27 protein-coding genes and 4 tRNA genes are annotated in these 23098 nt (G+C 70.2%); 11 read left to right on the forward strand and 20 right to left on the reverse strand.

Features of this window, described 5'->3' with window-relative positions:
- Nucleotides 1-25: 25 nt before the first annotated feature.
- The 7 genes from B2W79_RS11825 to pdxS form a co-directional block, all read right to left on the reverse strand.
- Nucleotides 26-421, reverse strand: a complete 396-nt coding sequence (locus B2W79_RS11825) for a preprotein translocase subunit YajC (RefSeq protein ID WP_292789822.1) — start codon at nucleotides 419-421, stop codon at nucleotides 26-28.
- A 78-nt stretch (nucleotides 422-499) separates the two neighbouring features.
- Complete coding sequence (gene ruvB / locus B2W79_RS11830; RefSeq protein WP_292789739.1) at nucleotides 500-1525, reverse strand: Holliday junction branch migration DNA helicase RuvB; 1026 nt, start codon at nucleotides 1523-1525, stop codon at nucleotides 500-502.
- Nucleotides 1518-2138: a Holliday junction branch migration protein RuvA gene (ruvA, locus tag B2W79_RS11835; RefSeq protein ID WP_292789741.1), complete on the reverse strand. Its 621-nt coding sequence runs from the start codon at nucleotides 2136-2138 to the stop codon at nucleotides 1518-1520. Before ruvA ends, ruvB begins: the two co-directional genes overlap by 8 nt.
- Nucleotides 2139-2147: 9 nt before the next feature.
- Complete coding sequence (gene ruvC, locus B2W79_RS11840) at nucleotides 2148-2732, reverse strand: crossover junction endodeoxyribonuclease RuvC (RefSeq protein WP_071328658.1); 585 nt, start codon at nucleotides 2730-2732, stop codon at nucleotides 2148-2150.
- A 45-nt stretch (nucleotides 2733-2777) separates the two neighbouring features.
- The gene (locus B2W79_RS11845; RefSeq protein WP_060922277.1) at nucleotides 2778-3539 is read right to left on the reverse strand and encodes a YebC/PmpR family DNA-binding transcriptional regulator; all 762 of its coding nucleotides are present in this window, start codon (nucleotides 3537-3539) and stop codon (nucleotides 2778-2780) included.
- Nucleotides 3540-3709: 170 nt separating this feature from the next.
- The gene (gene pdxT / locus B2W79_RS11850) at nucleotides 3710-4300 is read right to left on the reverse strand and encodes a pyridoxal 5'-phosphate synthase glutaminase subunit PdxT (protein WP_292789744.1); all 591 of its coding nucleotides are present in this window, start codon (nucleotides 4298-4300) and stop codon (nucleotides 3710-3712) included.
- Nucleotides 4290-5183, reverse strand: a complete 894-nt coding sequence (gene pdxS, locus B2W79_RS11855; RefSeq protein ID WP_025103530.1) for a pyridoxal 5'-phosphate synthase lyase subunit PdxS — start codon at nucleotides 5181-5183, stop codon at nucleotides 4290-4292. The genes pdxT and pdxS overlap by 11 nt, the downstream gene beginning before the upstream one ends.
- An 89-nt stretch (nucleotides 5184-5272) precedes the next feature.
- On the opposite strand from pdxS, the gene B2W79_RS11860 reads away from it, so the two are divergent.
- Nucleotides 5273-6580 (forward strand): aminotransferase class I/II-fold pyridoxal phosphate-dependent enzyme, encoded by a 1308-nt coding sequence (locus tag B2W79_RS11860; protein ID WP_292789747.1) that lies wholly within the window; start codon nucleotides 5273-5275, stop codon nucleotides 6578-6580.
- A gap of 46 nt (nucleotides 6581-6626) precedes the next feature.
- Nucleotides 6627-7478 carry a pyridoxal kinase PdxY gene (gene pdxY / locus B2W79_RS11865; protein WP_292789749.1) on the forward strand — a complete coding sequence of 284 codons (852 nt, stop codon included), beginning with the start codon at nucleotides 6627-6629 and terminating at the stop codon, nucleotides 7476-7478.
- Nucleotides 7479-7518: 40 nt separating this feature from the next.
- Here pdxY and B2W79_RS11870 read toward each other — a convergent pair whose 3' ends face one another.
- The 3 genes from B2W79_RS11870 to B2W79_RS11880 all read right to left on the reverse strand — a co-directional run bounded on the left by B2W79_RS11870 (nucleotide 7519) and on the right by B2W79_RS11880 (nucleotide 10491).
- Nucleotides 7519-8073, reverse strand: coding sequence for an HIT family protein (locus B2W79_RS11870; protein WP_292789750.1), 555 nt, complete (start codon nucleotides 8071-8073; stop codon nucleotides 7519-7521).
- Entirely contained in the window at nucleotides 8070-10010 is a 1941-nt protein-coding gene (gene thrS / locus B2W79_RS11875; RefSeq protein WP_292789824.1) for a threonine--tRNA ligase, read from the reverse strand. Before thrS ends, B2W79_RS11870 begins: the two co-directional genes overlap by 4 nt.
- A gap of 121 nt (nucleotides 10011-10131) precedes the next feature.
- Nucleotides 10132-10491 carry a YnfA family protein gene (locus tag B2W79_RS11880; RefSeq protein WP_071328664.1) on the reverse strand — a complete coding sequence of 120 codons (360 nt, stop codon included), beginning with the start codon at nucleotides 10489-10491 and terminating at the stop codon, nucleotides 10132-10134.
- Between the two features lie 50 nt (nucleotides 10492-10541).
- Here B2W79_RS11880 and B2W79_RS11885 point away from each other — a divergent pair, with 50 nt between their 5' ends.
- The 6 genes from B2W79_RS11885 to B2W79_RS11910 all read left to right on the forward strand — a co-directional run bounded on the left by B2W79_RS11885 (nucleotide 10542) and on the right by B2W79_RS11910 (nucleotide 15424).
- A complete protein-coding gene (locus B2W79_RS11885) occupies nucleotides 10542-10919 on the forward strand; it encodes a DoxX family protein (RefSeq protein ID WP_292789753.1) in 378 nt (125 codons plus the stop codon).
- Nucleotides 10916-12265 carry a cryptochrome/photolyase family protein gene (locus tag B2W79_RS11890; protein ID WP_292789755.1) on the forward strand — a complete coding sequence of 450 codons (1350 nt, stop codon included), beginning with the start codon at nucleotides 10916-10918 and terminating at the stop codon, nucleotides 12263-12265. The genes B2W79_RS11885 and B2W79_RS11890 overlap by 4 nt, the downstream gene beginning before the upstream one ends.
- A 50-nt stretch (nucleotides 12266-12315) precedes the next feature.
- On the forward strand, nucleotides 12316-12921 hold the full coding sequence (locus B2W79_RS11895; protein WP_143049263.1) for a hypothetical protein: 606 nt from the start codon (nucleotides 12316-12318) through the stop codon (nucleotides 12919-12921).
- 111 nt (nucleotides 12922-13032) lie between these two features.
- Nucleotides 13033-13656, forward strand: coding sequence for a copper resistance CopC family protein (locus B2W79_RS11900; RefSeq protein WP_071328667.1), 624 nt, complete (start codon nucleotides 13033-13035; stop codon nucleotides 13654-13656).
- Nucleotides 13657-13667: 11 nt separating this feature from the next.
- A complete protein-coding gene (locus tag B2W79_RS11905) occupies nucleotides 13668-14198 on the forward strand; it encodes a copper chaperone PCu(A)C (RefSeq protein WP_292789758.1) in 531 nt (176 codons plus the stop codon).
- A complete protein-coding gene (locus B2W79_RS11910; RefSeq protein ID WP_292789760.1) occupies nucleotides 14198-15424 on the forward strand; it encodes a Dyp-type peroxidase in 1227 nt (408 codons plus the stop codon). The genes B2W79_RS11905 and B2W79_RS11910 overlap by 1 nt, the downstream gene beginning before the upstream one ends.
- 128 nt (nucleotides 15425-15552) lie before the next feature.
- Here B2W79_RS11910 and B2W79_RS11915 read toward each other — a convergent pair whose 3' ends face one another.
- From B2W79_RS11915 to B2W79_RS11935, 5 genes are all read right to left on the reverse strand, one after another.
- Nucleotides 15553-15882 (reverse strand): ATP-dependent DNA ligase, encoded by a 330-nt coding sequence (locus B2W79_RS11915; protein ID WP_292789761.1) that lies wholly within the window; start codon nucleotides 15880-15882, stop codon nucleotides 15553-15555.
- Between the two features lie 171 nt (nucleotides 15883-16053).
- Entirely contained in the window at nucleotides 16054-16374 is a 321-nt protein-coding gene (locus B2W79_RS11920) for a hypothetical protein (protein ID WP_292789763.1), read from the reverse strand.
- Nucleotides 16375-16589: 215 nt separating this feature from the next.
- Nucleotides 16590-16664, reverse strand: a tRNA-Val gene (locus B2W79_RS11925).
- A gap of 27 nt (nucleotides 16665-16691) precedes the next feature.
- Nucleotides 16692-16762, reverse strand: a tRNA-Cys gene (locus tag B2W79_RS11930).
- A 52-nt stretch (nucleotides 16763-16814) separates the two neighbouring features.
- Nucleotides 16815-16887: transfer RNA gene (locus tag B2W79_RS11935), tRNA-Gly, on the reverse strand.
- 151 nt (nucleotides 16888-17038) lie between these two features.
- Between B2W79_RS11935 and B2W79_RS11940 the strand changes: the two genes are divergently transcribed.
- Nucleotides 17039-17111 (forward strand) — tRNA-Val (locus B2W79_RS11940).
- A gap of 52 nt (nucleotides 17112-17163) precedes the next feature.
- Here the strand turns inward: B2W79_RS11940 and B2W79_RS11945 are convergent.
- Nucleotides 17164-18828 carry an alpha-amylase family protein gene (locus B2W79_RS11945; RefSeq protein ID WP_292789765.1) on the reverse strand — a complete coding sequence of 555 codons (1665 nt, stop codon included), beginning with the start codon at nucleotides 18826-18828 and terminating at the stop codon, nucleotides 17164-17166.
- Nucleotides 18825-19790: a TIGR03885 family FMN-dependent LLM class oxidoreductase gene (locus B2W79_RS11950; protein ID WP_292789767.1), complete on the reverse strand. Its 966-nt coding sequence runs from the start codon at nucleotides 19788-19790 to the stop codon at nucleotides 18825-18827. The genes B2W79_RS11945 and B2W79_RS11950 overlap by 4 nt, the downstream gene beginning before the upstream one ends.
- 103 nt (nucleotides 19791-19893) lie before the next feature.
- On the opposite strand from B2W79_RS11950, the gene B2W79_RS11955 reads away from it, so the two are divergent.
- Nucleotides 19894-20319 carry a GIY-YIG nuclease family protein gene (locus tag B2W79_RS11955; protein ID WP_071328673.1) on the forward strand — a complete coding sequence of 142 codons (426 nt, stop codon included), beginning with the start codon at nucleotides 19894-19896 and terminating at the stop codon, nucleotides 20317-20319.
- A gap of 112 nt (nucleotides 20320-20431) precedes the next feature.
- Complete coding sequence (locus B2W79_RS11960) at nucleotides 20432-20605, forward strand: hypothetical protein (protein WP_292789770.1); 174 nt, start codon at nucleotides 20432-20434, stop codon at nucleotides 20603-20605.
- Nucleotides 20606-20663: 58 nt separating this feature from the next.
- On the opposite strand, the gene B2W79_RS11965 is transcribed toward B2W79_RS11960, so the two are convergent.
- From B2W79_RS11965 to B2W79_RS11975, 3 genes are all read right to left on the reverse strand, one after another.
- Nucleotides 20664-21050 (reverse strand): SPW repeat domain-containing protein, encoded by a 387-nt coding sequence (locus B2W79_RS11965; RefSeq protein WP_060922080.1) that lies wholly within the window; start codon nucleotides 21048-21050, stop codon nucleotides 20664-20666.
- Nucleotides 21051-21132: 82 nt separating this feature from the next.
- On the reverse strand, nucleotides 21133-21732 hold the full coding sequence (locus tag B2W79_RS11970) for a type II toxin-antitoxin system PemK/MazF family toxin (protein ID WP_292789774.1): 600 nt from the start codon (nucleotides 21730-21732) through the stop codon (nucleotides 21133-21135).
- 19 nt (nucleotides 21733-21751) lie between these two features.
- Complete coding sequence (locus tag B2W79_RS11975; protein ID WP_025103552.1) at nucleotides 21752-22990, reverse strand: ammonium transporter; 1239 nt, start codon at nucleotides 22988-22990, stop codon at nucleotides 21752-21754.
- Nucleotides 22991-23098: the final 108 nt, after the last annotated feature.

A 23098-nucleotide genomic window follows, 5' to 3' on the forward strand; every position in this document is an offset into this window, starting at 1 on the left:
CCGGGAGGCCGCGACGGCCCTCGTCTTACTTGTCGTCGGCGTCCCGCTCGAGGCGGGCGCGGGTCTCCTCCGGTGTCTCCAGCGCGGGAGCGGCGGTCTCGTCGACGACGTGGTCGTCCGCGGCGTCGGCGGGCGCGTCGACGATGGCGTCCTTGGGCTCCACGACCCGGAGGATCGCCTGGCTGTGCACCTCGATGACGGTGCCGGGAGCGATCTCCACCAGCGCCGGGGAGTCGAGGTCTTCGGCGTCGTACGCGACGATGGTGCCGTAGAGGCCGCCCTGCAGCAGGACCTTGGCGCCGGGAACCGTCTTGGTCGCCTTCTCCTCCTGCTCGGCCTTCATCTGCCTCGTGCGCTTGCGCGTGTTGAAGATCATGAAGATCAGCAGGACGGCGAGGAGTCCGAAGAGGACAAATTCCATGGGCATGGGGATGGCGCCTTTCTCAGGTGCACGCACCAGCCTTTGGGCGCACAGCGGTATCGGGGAAGTCTTCAGCGATTATAGGTCATCCAACTTCAGCATCCCGTCCGGGTGCGCCACGCCGAGGTGCGCGTAGGCCTCCGGCGTCGCGACCCGCCCCCGGGGCGTGCGACCGAGGAAGCCGATCCGGACGAGATAGGGCTCGACCACGCTCTCCACGGTCTCCGGTTCCTCCCCCACCGCGACCGCCAGTGTGCTGAGGCCGACGGGCCCGCCGCGGAACCGACGGACCAGGGCGTCCAGCACCGCGCGGTCCAGGCGGTCCAGGCCGATCGCATCAACGTCGTAGAGGTCGAGCGCCGCCCGCACACCCCCGAGGGTCGCCTCGCCTCCGCCGTGCACGAGCGCATAGTCGCGCACCCGTCGCAGCAGGCGGTTGGCGATGCGCGGAGTCCCGCGGGAGCGTCGTGCGATCTCGGAGAGCGAGTCGGTCGGCATGTCGACGCCGAGCACGGAGGCGGACCGCTCGATGACCTGCTCCAGCTCGCCCTCGTCATAGAACTCGAGGTGACCGGTGAAGCCGAAGCGGTCGCGGAGCGGGTTCGGCAGCAGTCCGGAGCGCGTCGTGGCGCCGACGAGCGTGAACGGGGACAGCTCCAACGGGATGCTGGTGGCCCCCGCACCCTTCCCGACCATGATGTCGATCCGGTAGTCCTCCATGGCGAGGTACAGCATCTCCTCCGCCGACCGGGCCATGCGATGGATCTCGTCGATGAAGAGCACCTCCCCGGGCACGAGGCTCGACAGCAGCGCCGCGAGGTCTCCGGCGTGCTGGATGGCGGGACCGCTGGACATGCGCAGCGGACGATCGCTCTCGTGGGCGACGATCATCGCCAGCGTGGTCTTGCCCAGTCCGGGAGGACCGGCGAGCAGGATGTGGTCTGCAGGGCGGGACTGGAGGCGGGCCGCCTCCAGGAGCAGCTGCAGCTGTCCGCGCACCTTCTGCTGTCCCACGAACTCGCCGAGGCTCGATGGGCGGAGCGCGCCCTCGATGGCGAGCTCGGACTCGTCGGTCGGCTCGGTCGGATCGAGGGCGTCAGCCACGGCCCTGGCCTGCCTGCGCCGGGCCGAGGAGCGCGAGCGTACGCCGCAGGAGAAGCGCCACGGAGGCCCGCTCGGCGTCCGCCGCCTCCGTTGCCGTCTGGGTGGCCGCCTCGGCCGCGACCTTCTCCGACCAGCCGAGACCCACCAGGGCGACCGAGACCTGGGCGACGACGTCGTTGCCACTCGCAGCGGCAGCGGCCGACGGGGCGGCCACTGCCTGGACCTTGCCGGCGAGCTGCACGACGATGAGCTTCGCCGTCTTGGGGCCGATGCCGGAGACGCGGCGGAACGGCGCGTCGTCCTCTGCCGTCACGGCCTCCGCGATCTGGTCGGCGGTGAGGTGCGACAGCACACCGAGCGCCGACTTCGGGCCGACCCCGGTGACGCTGAGCAGCAGGCCGAAGATCTCCAGCTCTCCGCGATCGGCGAAGCCGAACAGCGACAGCGAGTCCTCCCGCACGATGAGGCTCGTGTGCAGCAGGAGCTTCTCCCCCACCGTCGCGGTGTGGGCGACATCGGCAGGGACGGCGACCGCGAAGCCCACGCCCCCGACGTCGATGATGACCTGGTCCGGCGTCGTGTGCAGCACGGTGCCGTGCAGAGAGGAGATCATCCTCTCAGTCTAGGAGCCGGCTCGTAGATATGTTCGAGCGACACGCTCCGCGTCGGCCCAAGCACGCTGCGCCGGCGTGAGGCCGCCGCCGGACCGGCTCGTCGAGGGAGCGCCGCGACGCCAGGCGTGACACAGGGCGATCGCCAGGGCGTCCGCCGCATCCGCGGGCTGCGGAGGCGCGTCCAGCCGCAGGATCCGCGCGATCATCGCCTGGACCTGACGCTTGTCGGCGGAGCCGTACCCGGTCACCGCAGCCTTCACCTCGCTGGGCGTGTGGGTCGCCGCCGGCAGGCCGGCCTCGGCCGCGATCAGGAGGGCGACGCCGCTCGCCTGCGCCGTGCCCATCACGGTGTGCGTGTTCTGCTGCGCGAAGACCCGCTCCACGGCGACCGCGTCGGGCCGGTGCTCGGCGATCGCGGCGCGGATCCCCGCCGCGACGATCGCGAGACGGTCGCCGATCTCCGCATCCGGGGCGGAGCGGATGACCCCCACATGGACCAACGTGCCGCGGCGGGCGCGATCGACGTCGACGATGCCCACACCGCACCGGGTCAGTCCGGGGTCGATGCCGAGCACGCGCAACGAAGTGGTCACCCGATCAGGCTAGGCCGCGTGCCCCGTCGTCGGCGCGCGCCGCGCCTAGGCGTCGTCGTTCTCGAGCTCCGCCTGGACCTCGGCGGACAGGTCGAAGTTGCTGAAGACGTTCTGCACGTCCTCGCTGTCCTCGAGCGCATCGATGAGGCGGAACACCTTGCGGGCGGTCTCGGCGTCGATCTCGACCTTGAGGTTCGGCACGAACTCGACGTCGGCCGACTCGTACTCGATCCCGGCGTCCTGCAGCGCGGAGCGGACGGCCACGAGGTCGCTCGCCTCGGTGATGACCTCGAAGCCCTCGGCGTGCGGCTCGATCTCCTCGGCGCCGGCCTCCAGCGCGGCCATCATGACGTCGTCCTCGGTCGTGCCCTCGGAACCGACGACGATGACGCCCTTGCGGCTGAAGTTGTACGCCACGCTGCCCGGGTCGGCGAGGGTGCCGCCGTTGCGGCTGAGCGCGGTGCGCACCTCGGCCGCTGCACGGTTCTTGTTGTCGGTCAGACACTCGATCATGAGCGCGACGCCGTTGGGGCCGTAGCCCTCGTACATGATCGAGGTGTACTCGACGGCCTCGCCGCCGATGCCGGCGCCGCGCTTGATGGCGCGGTCGATGTTGTCCTTGGGGACCGAGGTCTTCTTCGCCTTGAGCACCGCGTCGAAGAGCGTGGGGTTGCCCTGCAGATCGGCGCCGCCCAGCTTGGCCGCGACCTCGATGTTCTTGATGAGCTTGGCCCAGGACTTCGCACGGCGCGCGTCGATGACGGCCTTCTTGTGCTTGGTCGTGGCCCACTTGGAATGCCCGGACATAAGTCTCCGCTCGTCGTCTGCGCCCCGGAACGCCGCCCAGGGCGTCGTCCAGTCTATCGAACCGTGCCGCGGTGCCGCTGTTGTCCCGCTCGCGCAGGCGTTCGCGCGAGTTCAGGCGCCTGCGCGCGGACGCGCCTGTTCTCGCGCCAGGGCCTGAACCCACGACACTGTCAGCGGCGAGATACCCGGTCGAGGAAGCGTCGGTGGAACCGCGTCTCGTTCGTGATCTCCGGGTGGAAGCTGAGCCCGAGCAGTCCGTCCTGCTCCACTCCGACCACGCGACCGTCGGGCAGGCTCGCGAGCACCGAGGCCCGCGGTCCGACCGCCTCCACGACGGGTCCGCGGATGAAGGCGGCCGTGACCGGCTCGTCGAACGCGGGCACCATCAGCTCGGCCTCGAACGATTCGGCCTGACGCCCGAACGCGTTGCGCCGCACGACCGCATCGAGTCCGCCGAAACTCTGCTGTCCGTCGATCGCGTCGACGACCTCATCGGCCAGCAGGATCAGCCCCGCACAGGTGCCGAGCACCGGCATCCCCTCCGCAATCGCGTCCCGGATCGGCTGCTGCAACCCGAACAACCGGGCGAGCTTGTCGATCACGGTCGATTCACCGCCCGGGATCACGAGTCCGTCGACCCGGGCGAGCTCCTCGGGCCGACGGACCAGCGCCACGTCGGCGCCGAGCGCCTCGAGGAGCGCGGCATGCTCTCGCACGTCCCCCTGAAGCGCGAGGACGCCGACGCGCGGGCTACCAGCCACGCTCGGCGAGGCGGTGCGGCGCAGGCAGGTCGCTGACGTTGATGCCGACCATCGCCTCGCCCAGGCCGCGCGAGACCTCGGCGATCACCTTCGGGTCGTCGAAGAACGTGGTGGCCTTGACGATGGCCTTCGCCCGCTCCGCGGGGTTGCCGGACTTGAAGATGCCGGAGCCGACGAAGACGCCGTCGGCGCCGAGCTGCATCATCATCGCCGCGTCGGCCGGGGTCGCGACCCCACCGGCGACGAAGAGCACCACGGGGAGCTTCCCGGTCTCGGCGATCTCCGCGACGAGCTCGTACGGTGCCTGCAGCTCCTTCGCGGCGACGAACAGCTCATCCTTCGGCAGCGCGGTCAGCGCGGCGATCTCTCCCCGGATCTTCCGGATGTGCTTCATCGCCTCGGAGACGTCACCCGTGCCGGCCTCACCCTTGGAGCGGATCATCGCGGCGCCCTCGTTGATACGACGCAGCGCCTCCCCGAGGTTCGTGGCGCCGCAGACGAACGGCACGGTGAAGCCGAACTTGTCGATGTGGTTCACATAGTCGGCGGGCGAGAGCACCTCGGACTCGTCGATGTAGTCGACGCCGAGCTCCTGCAGCACCTGGGCCTCGACGAAGTGCCCGATCCGCGCCTTCGCCATGACGGGGATGGACACTGCGTCGATGATGCTGTCGATCATGTCCGGGTCGCTCATCCGCGAGACCCCGCCCTGCGCACGGATGTCCGCGGGGACACGCTCCAGCGCCATCACGGCGACGGCCCCGGCGTCCTCGGCGATCTTCGCCTGCTCGGCGGTGACGACGTCCATGATGACGCCGCCCTTGAGCATCTCGGCGAGACCGCGCTTCACGCGTGCGGATCCGGTGGTGGGCTGCTCGGTCATGGGGGTCTCCTGTCGGATGATCCGAAATCGGTTTTGATCTAGATCAAAGGTAGCACTGTCCGATCCACCTAGAATCTCGGAGGAGGATCATGAGCGAGCAGATCAGGGGAACCACCGCGGCCGAGATCGCGGACAGCGTGCGCGCCCTCCGGGATCGCGGCACGCTCCGGCCCGGCGAGGTCCTCCCTCCCGTGCGCGAGCTCGCGGCGACCCTCGGGGTCAACCGCAACACCGCGGTCGCCGCCTACCGCCAGCTCGCGCAGGCGGGTCTCGTGCACTCGCGGGGGCGCGCCGGCACCGTCGTCGCCGGCGTCGATGCGGTGCCGCAGGAGGGCTACGCGCCCGACACCGTCCTCCGCGACATCGGCACGGGCAACCCCGACCCGGCCCGGATCCCCGATCCGTCCCCGGCGCTCCGTACGATCGGTCGCCGACCCGTGCTCTACGGGGAGCCGGTGATCGACCGGGGTCTCGAGGCGTGGGCACGGGAGTGGATGGGCGCCGACTTCACCGGTCACGACTTCCGGGTCACCGTGACCAGCGGTGCAGTGGACGCCGTCGAGCGCCTGCTCGCCCAGGCCCTGATGCGTGACGACGCCGTGGCGCTCGAGGACCCCTGCTTCCTCGCGAGCATCCATACCGTGCGGCTGGGCGGATACCGGGCCATCACGGTGCCGGTGGACGAGGAGGGGATGACGGTCGACGGTCTCCGCGCCGCTCTGGACGCGGGGGTCCGTGCCGTCATCTGCACCCCGCGCGCACAGAATCCGACGGGGGTGAGCCTCTCCCCCGCCCGCGCGAAGGCGCTGCGGGCCGTGCTCGCCGACCACCCGTATGTGCTCGTCATCGAGGACGACCACTTCTCTCTGCTCTCCCAGCGTCCGTACGAATCGCTGATCGGACCCGAGCATCGGCGATTCGCCCTGGTCCGCTCGGTGTCGAAGTTCCTCGGCCCTGACATGTGCCTGGCGCTCGCGGCGACCGACCCGGAGACGGCGGAGCGCCTGGCGATGCGGCTCAGCCCCGGCACCACCTGGGTCAGCCACCTGCTGCAGCGGCTCACGCTCGCCCAGCTCACCGACCCCGCCGTGCGCGAGGAGATCGCGGAGGCAGGCCGGCACTACGCCGCGCGGAACGCCGCTTTCGCGGGACGCCTGCGCGCGGAGGGGATCGACGCGCCCGACCCGGACGGCCTGAGCCTGTGGGTCGGCTTCGAGAAGCCCGCGCGCACCGTCGCCGACCACCTGATGCGGCGCGGCTGGCTCGCGCGCACCGGTGACGACTTCGCGCTCGACGAGCGCGCCGAGCCCTCGCATCACCTCCGACTCACCGTGCACGACCTCTCCGAGGACGACACGGAGACCCTCATCGCCGACCTCGTCGCCGCCGGACGATGACCACCCGACGCGGGCACCGCCCCGCCCAGAATGAAAGGGACCGGGTATGAAGATCCTGTCCATCCAGTCCGCCGTCGCGTACGGTCACGTCGGCAACTCCGCCGCCGTCTTCCCGCTGCAGCGCATCGGCGTCGAGGTGCTGCCGGTCTACACCGTGACGTTCTCGAACCACACCGGCTACGGCGCCTGGCGCGGCCCGCTGATCGACCCGACCGACGTCGGCGAGGTCATCACCGGCATCGAGGAACGCGGCGTGTTCGGTTCCATCGACGCCGTGCTCAGCGGCTACCAGGGCAGCGAGGGCATCGGCGACGTCATCATCGACGCGGTCTCCCGGGTGAAGGCTGCCAACCCCGAGGCGCTGTACGCGTGCGACCCGGTCATGGGCAACGCCAAGTCGGGCTGCTTCGTGGCTCCGGCCATCCCGATCCTGCTCCGCGAACGCGTGGTTCCGGTGGCCGACATCATCACGCCGAACCAGTTCGAGCTGGGCTTCCTCACCGAGACCGAGCCCGACACGCTCGAGTCGACCCTCGCCTCGGTCGACCTCGCGCGGGCGATGGGGCCGCGCACGGTGCTCGTCACGAGTGTCGAGCGGCCGGACCGCGAAGAGGGCACGATCGAGATGCTCGCCGTGGACGACGCGGGCGCCTGGCTCGTGCAGACCCCGCACCTGCCGATGAAGGCCAACGGGTCCGGAGACGTGACGGCGGCGCTGTTCACCGCGCACTACGTCGCCACCGGCAGCGCGCAGACCGCTCTGGAGCGCACCGCCTCCAGCGTCTACGACCTCTTGCAGGCCACGCTCGACTCGGGCGAGCGCGAGCTGCAGCTCGTCGAGGCGCAGGAGTTCTACGCGAACCCGCGGATGCAGTTCACCGCCCGCCAGGTGCGCTGACCCCTGCTCGGCCCTGGGTCTGGGACGCCGACGCGACGACTTAGCGTTCGGCGGCGGGCCAGGCCTCCGCGACGGCCTCCCGCACCTCTCCGAGGAGCTGCGGGAGCGCCTTCGTCTTGGCGATGATCGGAAAGAAGTTCGCGTCCGAGCGCCACCGCGGCACGACGTGCTGGTGCAGGTGCGCGTCCACGCCCGCTCCGGCCACCGCACCCTGGTTCATGCCGAGATTGAAGCCGTCGCAGCCGGAGACCTCGCGGAGCACGCGCATCGCCGTCTGCGTGAGGGCGCCGATCTCCGCGACCTCCTCGGGCGTCGCCTGGTCGTAGGTGGCGATGTGCCGGTACGGGCACACGAGCAGGTGCCCCGAGTTGTACGGGAAGAGGTTCAGCAGCACGTACGCGGTCTCCCCGCGCGCCACGATAAGCCGCTCCGCATCCGGGTACTTCGGCGCTTCGCAGAACGGGCATTCCTCGCGCAGCGGTTCCGGCCCGGCCTGGATGTACGCCATCCGGTGCGGGGTCCACAGGCGCTGGAACTCGTCGGGCACCCCGACGAGACGGGAGGCGTCCTCGAGGTCCGCCTCACCGCCCGTCATGCGAGATCTCCTGCCTTCAGCACCAGCGCGTGCGACGTGATGGCCGCGCCGATCCGGCGCACCGCGTCGGCGACCGGCACGCCGTTCTCCTGCGTGCCGTCGCGGAAGCGGAACGACACCGTGCCGGCGGCGCGATCCTGCTCCCCCACGATGAGGATGAGCGGGACCTTCGCCGTGGTGTGGGTGCGGATCTTCTTCTGCATGCGGTCGTCGGAGTGATCGACGTCGGCCCGCACGCCCGCCGCGCGCAGCTGCGCGATGACGTCGTCCAGGTAGTCGCCGTACTGCTCGGCCACGGGCACGCCCACGACCTGGCTCGGCGCGAGCCAGAGCGGGAAGTCGCCGGCATAGTGCTCGAGGAGGATCGCGAAGAAGCGCTCGACGGAGCCGAGGAGCGCCCGGTGGATCATCACGGGCCGGTGCTTCTGCCCGTCGGGACCGGTGTACTCCAGCTCGAAGCGGTCGGGCTGGTTGAAGTCGAGCTGGATGGTCGACATCTGCCAGGTGCGGCCGATGGCGTCGCGGGCCTGCACCGAGATCTTCGGTCCGTAGAAGGCGGCGCCCCCGGGGTCGGCCACGAGCTCGAGACCGGACTCGATCGCGACCTCGCGCAGCGTGTCGATCGCGGTCGACCACTGCTCGGGCTCGCCCAGGAACTTCGGGTTGCCCTCCTCGTTCGTCGAGAGCTCGAGGTAGAAGTCGTTGAGGCCGTAGTCGCGGAGCAGGTCGAGCACGAGGTTCAGGTTGGTGGTGAGCTCCTCCTTGACCTGGTCCTGGGCGACGTAGATGTGCGCGTCGTCCTGGGTCAGGCCGCGCACGCGGGTGAGTCCGGACAGCGTTCCGCTCTTCTCGTAGCGGTAGACCGTGCCAAACTCGGCCAGACGCAGCGGCAACTCTCGGTAGGAGCGCCCGCGCGAACGGAAGATGAGGTTGTGGAACGGGCAGTTCATCGGCTTGAGGTAGTAGTCCTGGCCCTGGCGGGTGACGTTGCCCTCATCGTCGACGACCTCGTCGAGGTGCATCGGGGGGAACATGCCGTCCGCGTAGGTCTGCAGGTGCCCGGACGTCATGAAGAGATCCTTCTTCGTGATGTGCGGACTGTTGACGAGGTCGTAGCCGTTGCGCAGCAGGTGTTTGCGCAGGTTCTCCTCGATCTCGTAGCGGATGATGCCGCCCTTGGGGTGGAACACCGCCAGTCCCGAGCCGATCTCGTCCGGGAAGGAGAACAGGTCCATCTCGGCGCCGAGCTTGCGGTGGTCACGGCGCTCGGCCTCGGCGATGCGCTCCTGGTAGGCGCGCAGCTCGTCCTTCGTCGGCCACGCGGTGCCGTAGATGCGCTGGAGCTGCGGGTTCTTCTCGCTTCCCCGCCAGTACGCGGCGGCGATGCGGGTGAGGTCCCAGCCGTTGCCGATCATGCGCGTGTTGGGCAGGTGCGGACCGCGGCAGAGGTCCTTCCAGACGACCTCGCCGTCGCGGGTGGTGTTGTCGTAGATCGTGAGCTCGCCCTCCCCCACCTCGACGGAGGCCCCCTCGGCGATCTCGCCCTCGGAGCCCGTCGAAGGGCCCTTGAGCCCGATGAGCTCGAGCTTGAACGGCTCGTCCGCGAGCTCCGCACGAGCCTCCTCGTCGGTCACGACGCGACGGACGAAGCGCTGGCCCTCGCGGACGATGCGCTGCATCTCCTTGGAGATCGCCTTGATGTCCTCCGGCGTGAACGGCGTGTCGACGCCGAAGTCGTAGTAGAAGCCGTCCGTGATGGGCGGACCGATGCCGAGGTTCGCCTGCGGGTTGATCCGCTGCACCGCCTGGGCGAGCACGTGCGCGGTCGAGTGACGCAGGATGTTCAGGCCGTCGGGGCTGTCGATCGTGACGGGCTCGACGTCGTCGGTCTCGGTGACCGTCGCAGCGAGGTCCTTCAGGACGCCGCCGACGCGCATGGCGACGACGTTTCGGTCAGAGAACAGGGCGAAGCCGTCGGTCGGCTGGGCGTTTTCAGGCACTGATCACTCCATCTGGGTCTGGATCTAGGCTACTCGTCCGCTCGCAGGTCGCCGACCGTCACGCGGCGGTCTCCGACAGCGGATCCGCGGCCGTCGGCGCGAAGATGATGATCGCCGCCCCGACCAGCGCCACCGCGGAGCCGATCACGTCCCACGAGGTGGGGCGGAATCCGTCGACGATGACGCCCCAGGCGAGGGATCCGGCGATGAAGATCCCGCCGTACGCAGCCAGGACGCGGCCGAAGTTCGCATCCGGCTGCAGGGCCGCGATGAAACCGTAGGCCCCGAGCGCCATGACCCCCAGGACCGCGAACAGCCAGCCCCTCTCCTCCTTCACCGCCTGCCAGACGAGCCAGGCGCCGCCGATCTCGGCGACGGCGGCGAGGAGGAAGAGGACGGTGATGCGCAGCACGGTCATCGCCTCAGTGTGACAGCCGCGGCGTCCGACGGGGACGGTAGCGTGGGCGCATGACACGGACGATCGCCCGCTGGCTCCTCGCTCTCGCCCTCGGGGCGATGGGCGTGCTGCACTTCACCCAGACACGTGGGTTCCGGGTCGTCGTGCCCGACTGGGCGACCCGCCTGACCCGGATGGACAAGGACACGATCGTCCTGGCGTCGGGTGCGGCCGAGGTCGCGCTCGCGGCGGGGCTGGTGGCCCTGCCCCGCGAGCGCCGACGGATGGGGTGGGCCACGGCGGGCTTCTTCGCCGCGGTCTTCCCCGGCAACTGGCATCAGTGGCGCACCGGGCGTTCGACGCCGGGGCTCGACACGGACCAGCGGCGGTTGGGCCGCCTGTTCCTGCAGCCTCTGCTGATCGCCTGGGCGCTGTGGGCGACCCGATGACGTCGCCCTCGATCGTCTGGTTCCGCGACGATCTCCGCCTGGCCGACAACCCCGCGCTGCGTGCCGCCGTCGAGCGCGACGAACCGATCATCGCGCTCTTCCTCCTCGACGAGGAGTCCCCCGGCATCCGTCCGCTGGGCGGCGCGGCGCGCTGGTGGCTGCACCATTCGCTGGCCTCGCTCGCCGGACGACTGCGTGAGAAGGGGGCGACGCTGGTGCTGCGGCGCGGGCCCGCCGACCGGGTCGTGCGAGAACTGGTCGCCGAGTCGGGTGCGGGAGCGGTCTTCTGGAGCCGCCGATACGGGGCGGCCGGGCGCGAGATCGATGCCGGGCTGAAGGCGACCCTGCGCGACGACGGTCTCCAGGTGGAATCCTTCGCCGGGTCGCTCCTCCACGAGCCGTGGACCGTCACCACCGGGAGCGGCACGCACTACTCCGTCTTCACACCGTTCTGGCGGGCCTGTCTGGCCCTTCCGGCCCCGCGCGCTCCGCTCCCCGAGCCCCGCGAGCTTCGCGGCGTCGGCACGCGGCTCTCCTCCGACGCGCTGGACGACTGGGGGCTGCTGCCCACCACCCCGGACTGGGCGGGCGGTCTGCGCGACACCTGGGAGCCCGGCGAGCCCGCCGCGCGCCGCCGGTTACAGCACTTCCTCGCCGAAGACCTCCGCACGTACGACCACGCTCGCGACGCGCCGGCTGCCGGTGCCACCTCCCGGCTGTCTCCGCGTCTGCGCTGGGGCGAGCTCAGCCCCTTCACCGTGTGGCACGAGGCGATCGAGGTCGACGGCGCCGGCGGATTCCTCTCGGAACTCGGCTGGCGCGAGTTCGCCTGGCACACGCTGTTCCACTTCCCCGATCTCGCGACGAAGAACCTGCGGCGCGAGTTCGACGCGTTCCCGTGGCCTCCGCTGGATCCCGCACGCCTGGAGCTCTGGCAGCACGGCGAGACCGGCGTCCCCCTCGTCGACGCGGGCATGCGGGAGCTCTGGCACACGGGGTACATGCACAACCGGGTGCGGATGGTCACGGCATCGTTCCTCGTCAAGAATCTTCTCATCGACTGGCGGCTCGGCGAGGAGTGGTTCTGGGACACGTTGGTCGACGCCGATGACGCGAGCAACCCGTTCAACTGGCAGTGGGTCGCGGGTTCCGGTGCCGACGCCGCCCCGTACTTCCGCGTGTTCAACCCGGAGCTGCAGGCCAAGAAGTTCGACGGCGAGGGGCAGTACATCGGGCGCTGGGCCGCAGACGCCCCCACTGAGCCGATCGTCGACCTCGGCGAGACCCGCAAGGCAGCGCTCGCGGCCTACGACGTCGTGAAGCGCTCGGGCGCACCGCGGAGCTGACGCCTGGCTCACGCCCGCGGCGACCACCGGCGCATGGCAGACTGGTGCCCGTGAGCCCGTCCCGCAAGCCCGCCGTCGTGCGGGGCTTCGCGACCTCGTCGCTCGCGATCTTCGTGGCCCTGGCGGGTCACGTGAGCGGCGGCGGGGAGATGCCGGGTCCTCTCGGCATCCTGGTGCCCTGGCTGTTCGCCTTCATGGTGTGCGTGCTCCTCGCCGGACGAAGGCTCTCCCTCACCCGGCTCACCCTCTCCGTGGCCGTGAGCCAGTTCCTCTTCCACGTGCTCTTCGTGCTCGGCACGGTCAGCGCGTCCGGCGTGGCTGTCCGTCACGTGCACGGCGCTCCGCTCGTCCTCCCTGCGGTCGAGGGCTCCGCGGTCGTCGCGACCATCGACGCCTCGATGTGGCTCGGGCACGCCCTCGCTTCCCTCCTCACTGTGGCGGCTCTCCACCGCGGGGAGCGGCTGCTCCTCACCCTGCGCGATCTCGCCGTCCGACTGGTCCGCTGGGTGCGTCGACGTGCGGACGTGACGCTCGCCCCGCGCTCCGCCGCTTCTCCGTTCCGCCTCGCCGGGCTCTTCCTCGTGCCGGCGGGCCGTGGTCTTCGCCTTCTCACTCCGCTTCTCGGGCGCGCCCCGCCCGCTCTCCCCGCGCTCTGATCCGCGCCCGCGGCCTCCCGCCGTGCGGTGCGTCCTCGCGCCGTCCCCGGTGACGCGCGTTCGAACGCAGGTACCCGCGTCGCTCGGCGACGTCTGAAGAGAGGCTCTTCCATGTCCCCTGTCCGCAGATTCGCGGCCGGGGCGGTGCTGGCGGCTGTCGCGATCCTCGCGACGGCAGCGCCGGCGACCGCCCATGACCAACTCATCGAGAGCAGCCCTGCCGACGGGGAACGGCTCGACACCGCGCCCGTCAGCGTCACGATGACGTTCTCGGGCGAGCTCCTCGTCCTCGACGAGTCGACCGCCGGGGCCGTCGTCCTCGTCGTCGACGCGGAGGGTGAGGACTGGGCGACGGGCGAAGTGGAGGTCCGCGGACGGAACGTCACCGCTGCCCTCCTGCCCGACATGCCGGACGGCGGGTACCAGGTGCGCTGGCAGGTCGTCTCCGAGGACGGGCACCCGATCGCGGGGATCATCCCCTTCGCGATCGGAGACGCCGTTCCGCTGGAGTCGACCGGGAACCCGGGGCCGACCGCGTCCGCCCCGAGCGGATCGTCGACCGCATCGGATCAGAACGCAGACGAGACGGGCGATCCGATCCGGGTCCTGCTCGTCGGCGGGTCAGGGGCGGCAGTCGCCGTCGCCGTCTTCGCCGTCCTCCTCCTCATCCTCCGCCGCCGTCGCGCGGCCGCCGTGGCGCCGGAATCCGGCGACGACACGGCAGAGAACTCCTGAAAGGCATCATCATGAACACTCGCACCTCCCTCCCCCGCCTCGGCGCGGCGATCGTCCTCTCGCTCCTCGCGCTCACCGGGTGCACCGCGCCCACCGCCGAAACGCCGACCAGCGCCCCCGCCGGCGAGGTCCTCCGGATCGACGACGCCTGGGTCAAGTCGGCCGATGAAGGCATGTCCGCGGCTTTCGGCGTGCTCGTCAACGAGGGCGAGGAGGACGTGACGGTGACATCGGTCGCCTCCGCCGCCTCGCCGATGATCGAGCTGCACGAGACCGTGGAGAACGAGGCCGGGGAGATGGTCATGCGGGAGATCGCCGGAGGTTTCGTCGTCCCCGCCGGCGGCCGCCTCGCCCTCGAGCCCGGGGGGAATCACATCATGATGATGGACCTCTCCGAGCCTCTGGAAGCCGGTGACGAGATCGCTTTCACCGTCACCCTGTCGGACGACTCCACGTTCGAGTTCGCCGCGCCGGTGAAGGACTACTCCGGCGCGAACGAGAACTACGACGGCGCGGACGACCACGAGGGCATGGACCACTGATGCCCGCGCGCGTCTCGGGCGCGCGCACCGGCCGCACCGGCTCGACCCGGCGGCAGTTCCTTCTCGGAGGGGCTGTCGCCGGTGTCGGGGCCGCCGTCGCGGTCGGGGCGGACCTCGCCCTCACGCGAGCGGACACGGAGGCTCCCGCGGCCCGTGCTCCGCTCAACGGCTCCCTCACCGTTCCGTTCCACGGCGTCCATCAGGCCGGGATCGACACCCCCGCCCAGGCGCACGGCTCGTTCGTGGCGCTCGATCTCCGGCCGGAAGTCGACCGCGACGGACTTCGCCGGCTCCTGCGTATCCTCACGGACGATGCGGCGCGGCTGACCCAGGGACGCGGGGCGCTGGCGGACTCCGAGCCGGAGCTCGCCGTCGCCCCCGCCCGGTTGACCGTCACGTTCGGCTTCGGCCCGGCTCTTGTGGCACGGGCCGGCGGCAGCAGTCCGTCCTGGCTCGCTCCCCTGCCCGCCTTCCGGGTGGATCGCCTGCAGCCGGGGTTCAGCGAGGGAGACCTGCTCCTCCAGCTCGCCGCCGACGATCCCCTGACGGTCGCGCACGCGCAGCGCATGCTCCTGAAGGACGCGCGCGGCTTCGCGACCGTCCGGTGGATCCAGCAGGGCTTCCGCCGCGCGCACGGCACCGAGCGACCGGGGACGACCATGCGCAACCTCTTCGGGCAGGTCGACGGGACGAGCAACCCGCAGCCGGGAACCGACGACTTCGACCGGGTGGTCTGGAGCGATGACGGCTGGCTGGCCGGCGGCACGGGCATGGTCCTCCGCCGCATCCGCATGGACCTCGACGCGTGGGACCGCCTGGATCGCGGAGGCCGTGAGGCCTCGGTGGGGCGGTTGCTCCGCGACGGTGCGCCGCTCACGGGGACGTCGGAGTTCGACGAGCCGGACTTCGACGCGACGACGGCCATCGGGTTCCCCGTCATCCCGGCGTTCGCGCACATCCGGCGCGCTCGCGGCGACGGCGCGGAACGCATCTTCCGCCGGGCGTACAACTACGACGAGCGCCCGGCCGGAGACGGCGTCTCCGAATCCGGACTGCTCTTCGCCGCGTTCCAGGCCGACGTCGCGCGGCAGTTCGTCCCCATGCAGCAACGGCTCGACGAACTCGACCTGCTCAACGAGTGGACCGTCCCGATCGGATCCGCCGTGTTCGCCGTGCCCCCGGGCTGTGCGGAGGGCGGCTACATCGGGGAGACACTGCTCGCCTGAGGTGCGAGGCAAGTGAGGTCCGCGTCGTCGCGCCGCAGCGACGGCGAGTCTGAGCCTCGCTGCACCACGTCGGGACGCCTCCACTTCGCCTCGCGGAGGGGGCGTCCCGACTCTCGCGGCCCGGTGGCCTACGACACGTCCAGATTCTTGGTGACGGCGCTGCCAGCCGGCTCCGGCACGAGATACAGGCCGCTCGGCGAGTTGGCGGTGTACGCCAGCGCGTCGACCCAGGCCCGATTGACCTCCGGCTGACGGCTCCCCCCGTACTTAAACACCATGGAGCTCCCGGCATGGATCCAGACGGTGATCCGTCCGCCCCCGATGCTGGCGTCCTCCTTCCAGGTGTACGGGAAGGGCTCGCCCCGCCGCAGCTTCGCCGTCATCACCAGCTGCAGATGTCGCAGCGCGCGGTCTTCGACCTCGACCTTGGTGCTTCCTTCGTAGATGAACCTGCCCATGTCCGCCCTCCTGAGGTGATCGCCACGAAATCTCGTCCCACGGAGGAGCGATCGTCGATCGCGGGTGGTGATGTCGGTCCACCCTGTCATCGGCACCACCCCGTGGGGCCGAAGACGCCGATGTGCGGACGGGAAACGAACAGATCGTGCGAGTGGTGTCCACTCTCGGAGTCACCCCTCCACCGGCTGGACAGCGTTCCCCCAGACCCAGCAGCGGTACGTGCGCTCGCCGGCACGGAACTCGATGCCCGCCGCGAGCGGAGTGGAGCGGACGACCTTGGCCTCCACGCGGATCGCCTCCGGGCCGAACCGCACCCACGCCCGCACCCGCCGCTGGAGCGCGTGCGGATAGACGGTGACGGCGGACTCACGCAGGGCGAGCTCGCGATCGGACAGGGACTGCAGGGGGCCGCGGCGTGCGGCGGCCTCGATGGCCTGATGCTGCGACCGCATGTCGTTGTACGCGGAGAGCGCGCGACCCGAGTTCCCCACACCGGCTCCTTCCTCCGGCCTCGTCCAGGATACCGATATTCGAACACATCTTCGAGCTCGATCCCGGCGGCACCGAAACGCAGATTCGCACCGAGGTCGCAGAGCTCTGCCGTGAGGCTGCGACCGCGCGCGGATCTGCGACCCCGCGCGAGGGAGGAGCGGGGGGAACGGCGTGCGTGCAAGAAAAAACCCCCGGTAGAACCGGGGGTTTCAGGTGGTGCGCGATACTGGGATCGAACCAGTGACCTCTTCCGTGTCAGGGAAGCGCGCTACCGCTGCGCCAATCGCGCCCGTTGGGGCTATTCAGTTTTCCCGTGAGGTGGCGACGGGATTCGAACCCGTGTAAACGGCTTTGCAGGCCGGTGCCTAGCCGCTCGGCCACGCCACCGTGTGGATTGACCCCACGTGCCGCCGATCTTCGAGAAGATCTACTGCACTCGAGCGGATGACGAGACTCGAACTCGCGACCCCAACCTTGGCAAGGTTGTGCGCTACCAACTGCGCTACATCCGCATTTCGTTCCCGGTTGTCCCGGGCACTTATGAAACATTAGCCGATGATCCGCGCTCCGCCAAACCCGTGGCGAATCTCGCGCGTGTCTCCCGGACTGGTCATCCGAGCGCTTTCCGGTCGGGTAGTATCGGTTGACGTACCCCACGGGTATGGGCGATTGGCGCAGTTGGTAGCGCGCTTCCTTCACACGGAAGAGGTCATCGGTTCGAGTCCGGTATCGCCCACAGAATCCCTCCGAAGGCCCCGATCATCCGGGGCCTTCGGTGTTTCCACCGGTCACAGGACCCTGCCGTCCCCCGGGCGCAAGACCCGCAGCCACCGATAGCCGTACGCGGGAAGCTCCAGCTCCACCCCGCCGTCGTCGTCGAGGGGCACGCGCCGCGCGTCGAGGAGGTCGACCAGGGTCGTACCCGCGGGCTCCTCCCCCAGCCGGAACCGCGTCGTCGCCGGCCGTTCGGCGAAGTTGTGGACGGCGATCGTGCGCCCGACATCGGCCTCCAGGGAGTTCACCAGCAGGGCGTCCTGCGGCTGATCGATGACGCGGAACATCCCCCACCCAAGCTCCGGAGACACCCGGTAGCGCGCGGTCAGATCGCGGATGAAGTGCAGCAACGACCCCCGGTCCTCGAGCTGCGCGACGGCGTTCACGTGCGCCGGGGCATAGCCGTCCGTCGGCACCGGCGCGACCAGGCGAGAGGGACGCGCATCGGAGAAGCCGCCATTGCGATCCGCCGACCACTGCATCGGCGTCCGAACGGCCTGCCGTCCCTCGATGGCGATGTTCTCGCCCATCCCGATCTCCTCGCCGTAGAACAGCACCGGCGTCCCGGGGAGGGTGAAGAGCAGACTGTAGGCCATCCGGATCCTCCGGGGATCGCCCTCCAGCATCGGCGGCAGCCGTCGGGTGATCCCGCGACCGAACACTCGCTGCCTCTCGTCCGGCGCGAAGGCCTCGAAGACCTCCTGGCGCTCGGCCTCGGTCAGCTTGTCGAGGGTGAGCTCGTCGTGGTTCCGGAGGAAGTTCGCCCACTGCACCTCCGGTCCGAGAACCGGGCGGGCCGTGAGCGCTTCGATGAGCGGCGCGGGGTCGCGGCGAGCGAGCGACAGATAGAGCGCCTGCATCGCCACGAAGTCGAACTGCATGGTCAGCTCATCGCCGTCCGCGCCCCCGAAGTACGCCCGCTGCTCCTCGTACGGCAGGTTGACCTCGCCGAGCAGGATCGCCTCGCTGGACCGACGCTGCAGGAAGCGTCGCATATCCCGCAGCAGCTCGTGCGGGTCGGGGATGTCGGCCGTCTTCGGGACCTCGAGGAGGAACGGCACGGCGTCCACCCGGAAACCCGAAACGCCGAGCTGCAGCCAGAATCCGATCACCTTCGCGATCTCGTCCCTGACCACGGGGTTGGCGATGTTGAGGTCGGGCTGGTGCTCGTAGAAGCTGTGCTGGTACCACTGCCCGGACTTGTCGTCCTTCGTCCAGATCCCGTCGGCCTGCCCGGGGAACACCGCGTTCTTCTGGCCCTTGGGCGGCGCATCGTCCCGCCACACGTAGTAGTCGCGATAGGGCGAGTCGACGCTCCGGAGCGCCGCGCGGAACCACGGGTGACGGTCGGAGGTGTGGTTGACGACGAGGTCGACGATCACGCGGATGCCGCGGTCGCGGGCGGTGCGGATCACCTCCACGAGGTCGCCGTGGGTGCCCAGACGAGGGTCCACGCCGTAGAAGTCGCTGACGTCGTAACCGTCGTCGAGGTCGGGAGAGGGGTAGAACGGCATGAGCCACAGGCACGTCACGCCCAGCTGTGCCAGATAGTCGATCCGCTGCGCGAGGCCGCGGAGGTCGCCGACGCCGTCGCCGTCCGCATCCAGGAACGTCTCCACGTCGAGGCAGTAGACGACGGCCGTCTTCCACCACAGGTCGCTCGTGTCGGTGATCTTCATGTGCGCTCCCTCAGGGCGGGCAGGATCTCGGACGCGGCCGCCTTCAGGAACCCGGTCTGCTCGCGGCCCACGTGGTGCAGGTAGATCCGGTCGAAGCCGACGCCGACGAGCTCCGCCAGTCGTCCCGCGAGGGAACGGGCGTCATGATCCACGAGGACCGCCGCGCGCAGCCCTGCCTCGTCGACCTCGCCCACCGCCGCGTCGAAGTCCTCCGGCTGCTCGATGTTCCACGCAAGCGGCGGGGTGACGACTCCCTGCCGCCACTGCTCCTTCGCGGTCGCGTACGCCTCGGCGTCGTCGGCGCCCCAGCTCACGTGCGTCTGCAGGATGCACGGCCCCTGTCCCCCGGCCGAGCGGTAGGCCTCGACCACCCTCCGGAGCGCGGACGGCTCCTGGGCGACGGTCGCGAGCCCGTCCGCCCACCCGGCCGCCCACTCCGCGGTCCCGGCGCTGACCGCGGTGGCGAAGAGGGGTGGCGGCTGCGCCGGCCGGGTCCAGATCCGCGCGCGGTGCACGCGCACGAGACCGTCATGGTCGACCTCCTCTCCGGCCAGCAGCCGGCGGATCACGTCCACGCTCTCGCGCAACCGCGCGTTCCGGACGTCCTTGGCGGGCCAGACGTCGCCGGTCACGTGCTCGTTCATGGCTTCCCCGCTGCCGAGTGCGGCCCAGAACCGTCCAGGGAACATCTCCTCCAGCGTCCCGAAGGCCTGTGCGACGATCGCCGGGTGGTATCGCTGTCCCGGCGCGTTGACCATGCCGATCGGGAAGCGGGTGCGGGCCAGCGCCGCGGCGATCCAGCTGAAGGCGAATCCCGACTCCCCCTGCTCGGGCAGCCACGGGGCCAGGTGATCGGAGCACATCGCCCCGTCGAAGCCGGCCCACTCCGCGCTGACGACCGCGTCGAGCAAGGCACTGGGCGGGATCTGCTCGTGGGAGGCGTGGAATCCGATGAAGACCATAGGCCGAGTCTGGCAAGGGACGACGCTCCGCGGCAGTGGTTGACAGGAGCGCCGGCTGCTGCCAGATGGCGGCGATGTCCGAGGGACGACGTACGCTGCTCCGGTGCCGAAACCCCGCCTTCTCCCCGGACCCTGCCCGCTGTGCGGCGGTCTCGCCGGGCTGCGGACGGACGACGCGTGGCACTGCGCGCTCTGCGACTGGCGCTACGGGGACTCCCCCGACCCCGACCTGCCGTTCCCGCGGATCGACGTCGTGTACTACCTCCGTTACGACCGCAGGGTGAAGATCGGCACGAGCAGGCAGCCGCGGCGCCGCCTGGCGAGCATCCGTCACGACGAGCTCCTCGCCTTCGAACAGGGCGACCGGGTGCGCGAACAGCAGCGTCACCGCGAGTTCGCCTCTGCGCGCGAAGGCGGCGAGTGGTTCACGCTGACGCCTGAGATCCGCGCGCACATCGCGGTCCTGCAACAGGGCGGCGACCCCTGGCACCAGTACGCCCGCTGGATCAGCGCCGCTCTCCGGGGCTGATCGCGCCTATCACTGCGCGTCCGATCGCACCAGGGGATCCCGTCCTCCGCCGAGGGCGGGCAGACTCGCCTGCGAACGGGCGCACCCGGCGCCCCGCGTGAGAGGACAGGACATGAACGGACGAGAGAACATCCCCGCCGACGACGTCAGCGCGCAGGATCCGCTCGCCGGCGACGGGAGCGGCGACCCGAACAGCGACCGCCAGTTCCTCCAGGACCTGCCTCCCGCCCAGGTCGACACCGAGCAGCAGCAGGAGCATCAGGCCGAGGCCGACAACGAGGAGTAGCCCTCATGACGAAGGGGCGGCCGGATCGGATCCGGTCGCCCCTTCGTCCTGTCCCGCGTCAGGCGGTCGCCGCCCGTCCGCGCGTGCTCTGCGGCTGCGGCTGGGAGAACAGCACGACGACGATGACGGCGGCACCGACGACGACGTGCGGGAGCCAGACGTTCAGCGCCTCGTCCGCGAAGCCGAACAGCCACGGCGACAGGGCGAGGAAGAGGCTCGCGACGATGTCGAAGACGAGGTGCACGGGCATGGGGATCAGACCGAACGGACCCCACTCGTACTTCGTGAAGAGGCTGTAGACGATGAGGCCGATGCCGAGCACGATCGGGATGACGACGGGAGCTCCACCCATGCCGGCGAAGCCGAAGAGCCAGGGCGCGGCGATCAGAGCGATCCCGACGACGTAGTCGAGAACTCCATGGACCTTGGTCGGGATGAAACGCATGATTCCTCCTTGGGTGCCGCCGGCGGCGACTCACAGGAAGGTTCGGAGCCCCGCGTCGATCGGATGGGAACCGGCGCCGGTCTCAGCTCTGCGCCCACCCGTATCGCCGCTGGAGCGCCGCCGCTACTCGTGCGTACCGGGTACGATCCAGGGCCGCCGCCTCCCGGCGGAGTCCACGCTCGTGGACGCTGTAGAGCTGTTCGATGTCGACCCACGACTCGCGGCCCTGCCCGTCCCACTCCCCGCTCCCGATCGAGAGGTAGTCTCGGTCGCCGTCATGCGGCCTGCTGGTCATCCGCACCGCGTACACCCGCTCGGACGACTGCCGTCCGATCACCAGCACCGGCCGGTCCTTGCCCCGGCCGTCGTTCTCCTCGTACGGCACCCAGGTCCAGACCACCTCGCCCGCATCCGGGGCGCCGTCCCGCTGCGGAGCGTAGGCCACGCGGACGGCCGGCATGCGCCCGGCATCGAGCCGCACGGTCTCGGTGCCGCGCGTTCTCCCCGGCTCCGCCCCGGAGTCCGCCACGGTACCGGACCGCCGCTCGCGTTCCTCGGCCGTCCGCAGACGCGCGTCCGGGCGCCGCGGACCGGGAGAGGTCCGCGACGCCCGGGAGGAGCCCACTGCTCGGCGCAGGAGGTCCGTGAGTGTCTTCAGGATGCCGTTGCTGGTCGTGCCCACACGGTCACCCTAACCGTCGTCACGCGTTCGCGAGAGCGTAGCCCTCCTCGCCGTGGACGACCTGGTCGACACCGGCGATCTCGTCCTCGTTCGTGATGCGGAATCCGATCGTCTTCTGGATCACGAAGCCGATCACCCAGGCGACCACGAAGGAGTAGATCAGCACGCCGGCCGCGGCGATCACCTGGACGGCGAGCTGGCGGGCGTCGCCGCCGACGAACAGGCCGGTGCCGGTGGCGAAGAAGCCGAGGTACACGGTGCCGATGAGGCCGCCGACGAGGTGGATGCCGACAACGTCGAGCGAGTCGTCGAACCCGAGGCGGAACTTCAGCTCCACGGCGAGGGCGCAGACGATGCCGGCGACCGCTCCGAGCAGGAGGGACCATCCCGGGGTGAGGTTGGCGCACGCCGGGGTGATCGCCACGAGACCCGCCACCGCGCCGGACGCGGCGCCGACCGAGGTGGGCTTGCCGTCCTTGATGCGCTCGATGAGGATCCAGCCGAGGATCGCGGCCGCGGTCGCGCCCAGGGTGTTCAGGCCGATGAGTCCGACGCCGCCCATGTCCTCGGCGAGCCACTCCGCACCGGCGTTGAAGCCGAACCAGCCGAACCACAGCAGGGCGGCGCCCAGCAGCGTCAGCGGTACGTTATGCGGCTTGAGGATGCCCTTCTGGAACCCGATGCGCTTGCCCAGCACCAGGGCGAGGGCCAGCGCCGCGGCGCCCGCGTTGATGTGCACCGCGGTACCGCCGGCGTAGTCGATCACGCCGATGCCGCTGTCCTCGCCGAACAGGGTCGTCCCGAGGTTCATGATCCAGCCACCGCCCCAGACCCAGGCGGCGACCGGGAAGTAGCCGACCGTGGCGAACACGCCCGCGAAGATCAGCCAGCTGCCGAACTTCGCCCGATCGGCGATCGCCCCGGAGATGAGGGCGACGGTGATGATCGCGAAGGTGGCGCCGTACGCGACGCTGAGGAGGGCGACGTTCGACCCCTCACCCGAGGCGAGGCTGGACAGGCCGATGTCCGCGAAGGGGTTGCCCGCGAAAGCCGTCGGGCTGTCGACGGCGCTCATCGAGAAGCCGAAGAGAATCCACAGCACGGCGACGAGTCCGATCGAGCCGAAGCTCATCATCATCATGCTGACGACGCTCTTCGCCTTGACGAGACCGCCGTAGAAGAACGCGACGCCGGGCGTCATGAGCAGCACCAGTGCCGTCGCGGTGATCGCCCACGAGATGTTGCCGGGAGCATCCATAGGAAAACCTCACATCCGAAGTAGTTGAGAGCTTCAGTGTGACCACGGGCGATTTCGCCCATGCGTGAGGTTTGTTTCCCCGCGGTTACAGCCCGGCTCCGCGTGTGA

The sequence above is a fragment of the Microbacterium sp. UBA7513 genome (genome assembly GCF_002478345.1).
Lineage (GTDB): Bacteria > Actinomycetota > Actinomycetes > Actinomycetales > Microbacteriaceae > Microbacterium.

Coding starts and splice junctions, on each gene's coding strand:
- B2W79_RS11825 (WP_292789822.1), bottom strand. CDS start 421: ATGGAATTTGTCCTCTTCGGACTCCTCGCCGTCCTGCTGATCTTCATG.
- B2W79_RS11950 (WP_292789767.1), bottom strand. CDS start 19,790: ATGGTCTTCATCGGATTCCACGCCTCCCACGAGCAGATCCCGCCCAGT.
- B2W79_RS11900 (WP_071328667.1), top strand. CDS start 13,033: ATGTCCCCTGTCCGCAGATTCGCGGCCGGGGCGGTGCTGGCGGCTGTC.
- B2W79_RS11975 (WP_025103552.1), bottom strand. CDS start 22,990: ATGGATGCTCCCGGCAACATCTCGTGGGCGATCACCGCGACGGCACTG.
- B2W79_RS11885 (WP_292789753.1), top strand. CDS start 10,542: ATGACACGGACGATCGCCCGCTGGCTCCTCGCTCTCGCCCTCGGGGCG.
- B2W79_RS11945 (WP_292789765.1), bottom strand. CDS start 18,828: ATGAAGATCACCGACACGAGCGACCTGTGGTGGAAGACGGCCGTCGTC.
- B2W79_RS11960 (WP_292789770.1), top strand. CDS start 20,432: ATGAACGGACGAGAGAACATCCCCGCCGACGACGTCAGCGCGCAGGAT.
- B2W79_RS11860 (WP_292789747.1), top strand. CDS start 5,273: ATGAGCGAGCAGATCAGGGGAACCACCGCGGCCGAGATCGCGGACAGC.
- B2W79_RS11870 (WP_292789750.1), bottom strand. CDS start 8,073: ATGACGGGCGGTGAGGCGGACCTCGAGGACGCCTCCCGTCTCGTCGGG.
- thrS (WP_292789824.1), bottom strand. CDS start 10,010: ATGCGCGTCGGCGGCGTCCTGAAGGACCTCGCTGCGACGGTCACCGAG.
- B2W79_RS11880 (WP_071328664.1), bottom strand. CDS start 10,491: ATGACCGTGCTGCGCATCACCGTCCTCTTCCTCCTCGCCGCCGTCGCC.
- B2W79_RS11905 (WP_292789758.1), top strand. CDS start 13,668: ATGAACACTCGCACCTCCCTCCCCCGCCTCGGCGCGGCGATCGTCCTC.
- B2W79_RS11890 (WP_292789755.1), top strand. CDS start 10,916: ATGACGTCGCCCTCGATCGTCTGGTTCCGCGACGATCTCCGCCTGGCC.
- B2W79_RS11910 (WP_292789760.1), top strand. CDS start 14,198: ATGCCCGCGCGCGTCTCGGGCGCGCGCACCGGCCGCACCGGCTCGACC.
- ruvA (WP_292789741.1), bottom strand. CDS start 2,138: ATGATCTCCTCTCTGCACGGCACCGTGCTGCACACGACGCCGGACCAG.
- pdxS (WP_025103530.1), bottom strand. CDS start 5,183: ATGACCGAGCAGCCCACCACCGGATCCGCACGCGTGAAGCGCGGTCTC.
- B2W79_RS11965 (WP_060922080.1), bottom strand. CDS start 21,050: ATGCGTTTCATCCCGACCAAGGTCCATGGAGTTCTCGACTACGTCGTC.
- B2W79_RS11915 (WP_292789761.1), bottom strand. CDS start 15,882: ATGGGCAGGTTCATCTACGAAGGAAGCACCAAGGTCGAGGTCGAAGAC.
- B2W79_RS11845 (WP_060922277.1), bottom strand. CDS start 3,539: ATGTCCGGGCATTCCAAGTGGGCCACGACCAAGCACAAGAAGGCCGTC.
- pdxY (WP_292789749.1), top strand. CDS start 6,627: ATGAAGATCCTGTCCATCCAGTCCGCCGTCGCGTACGGTCACGTCGGC.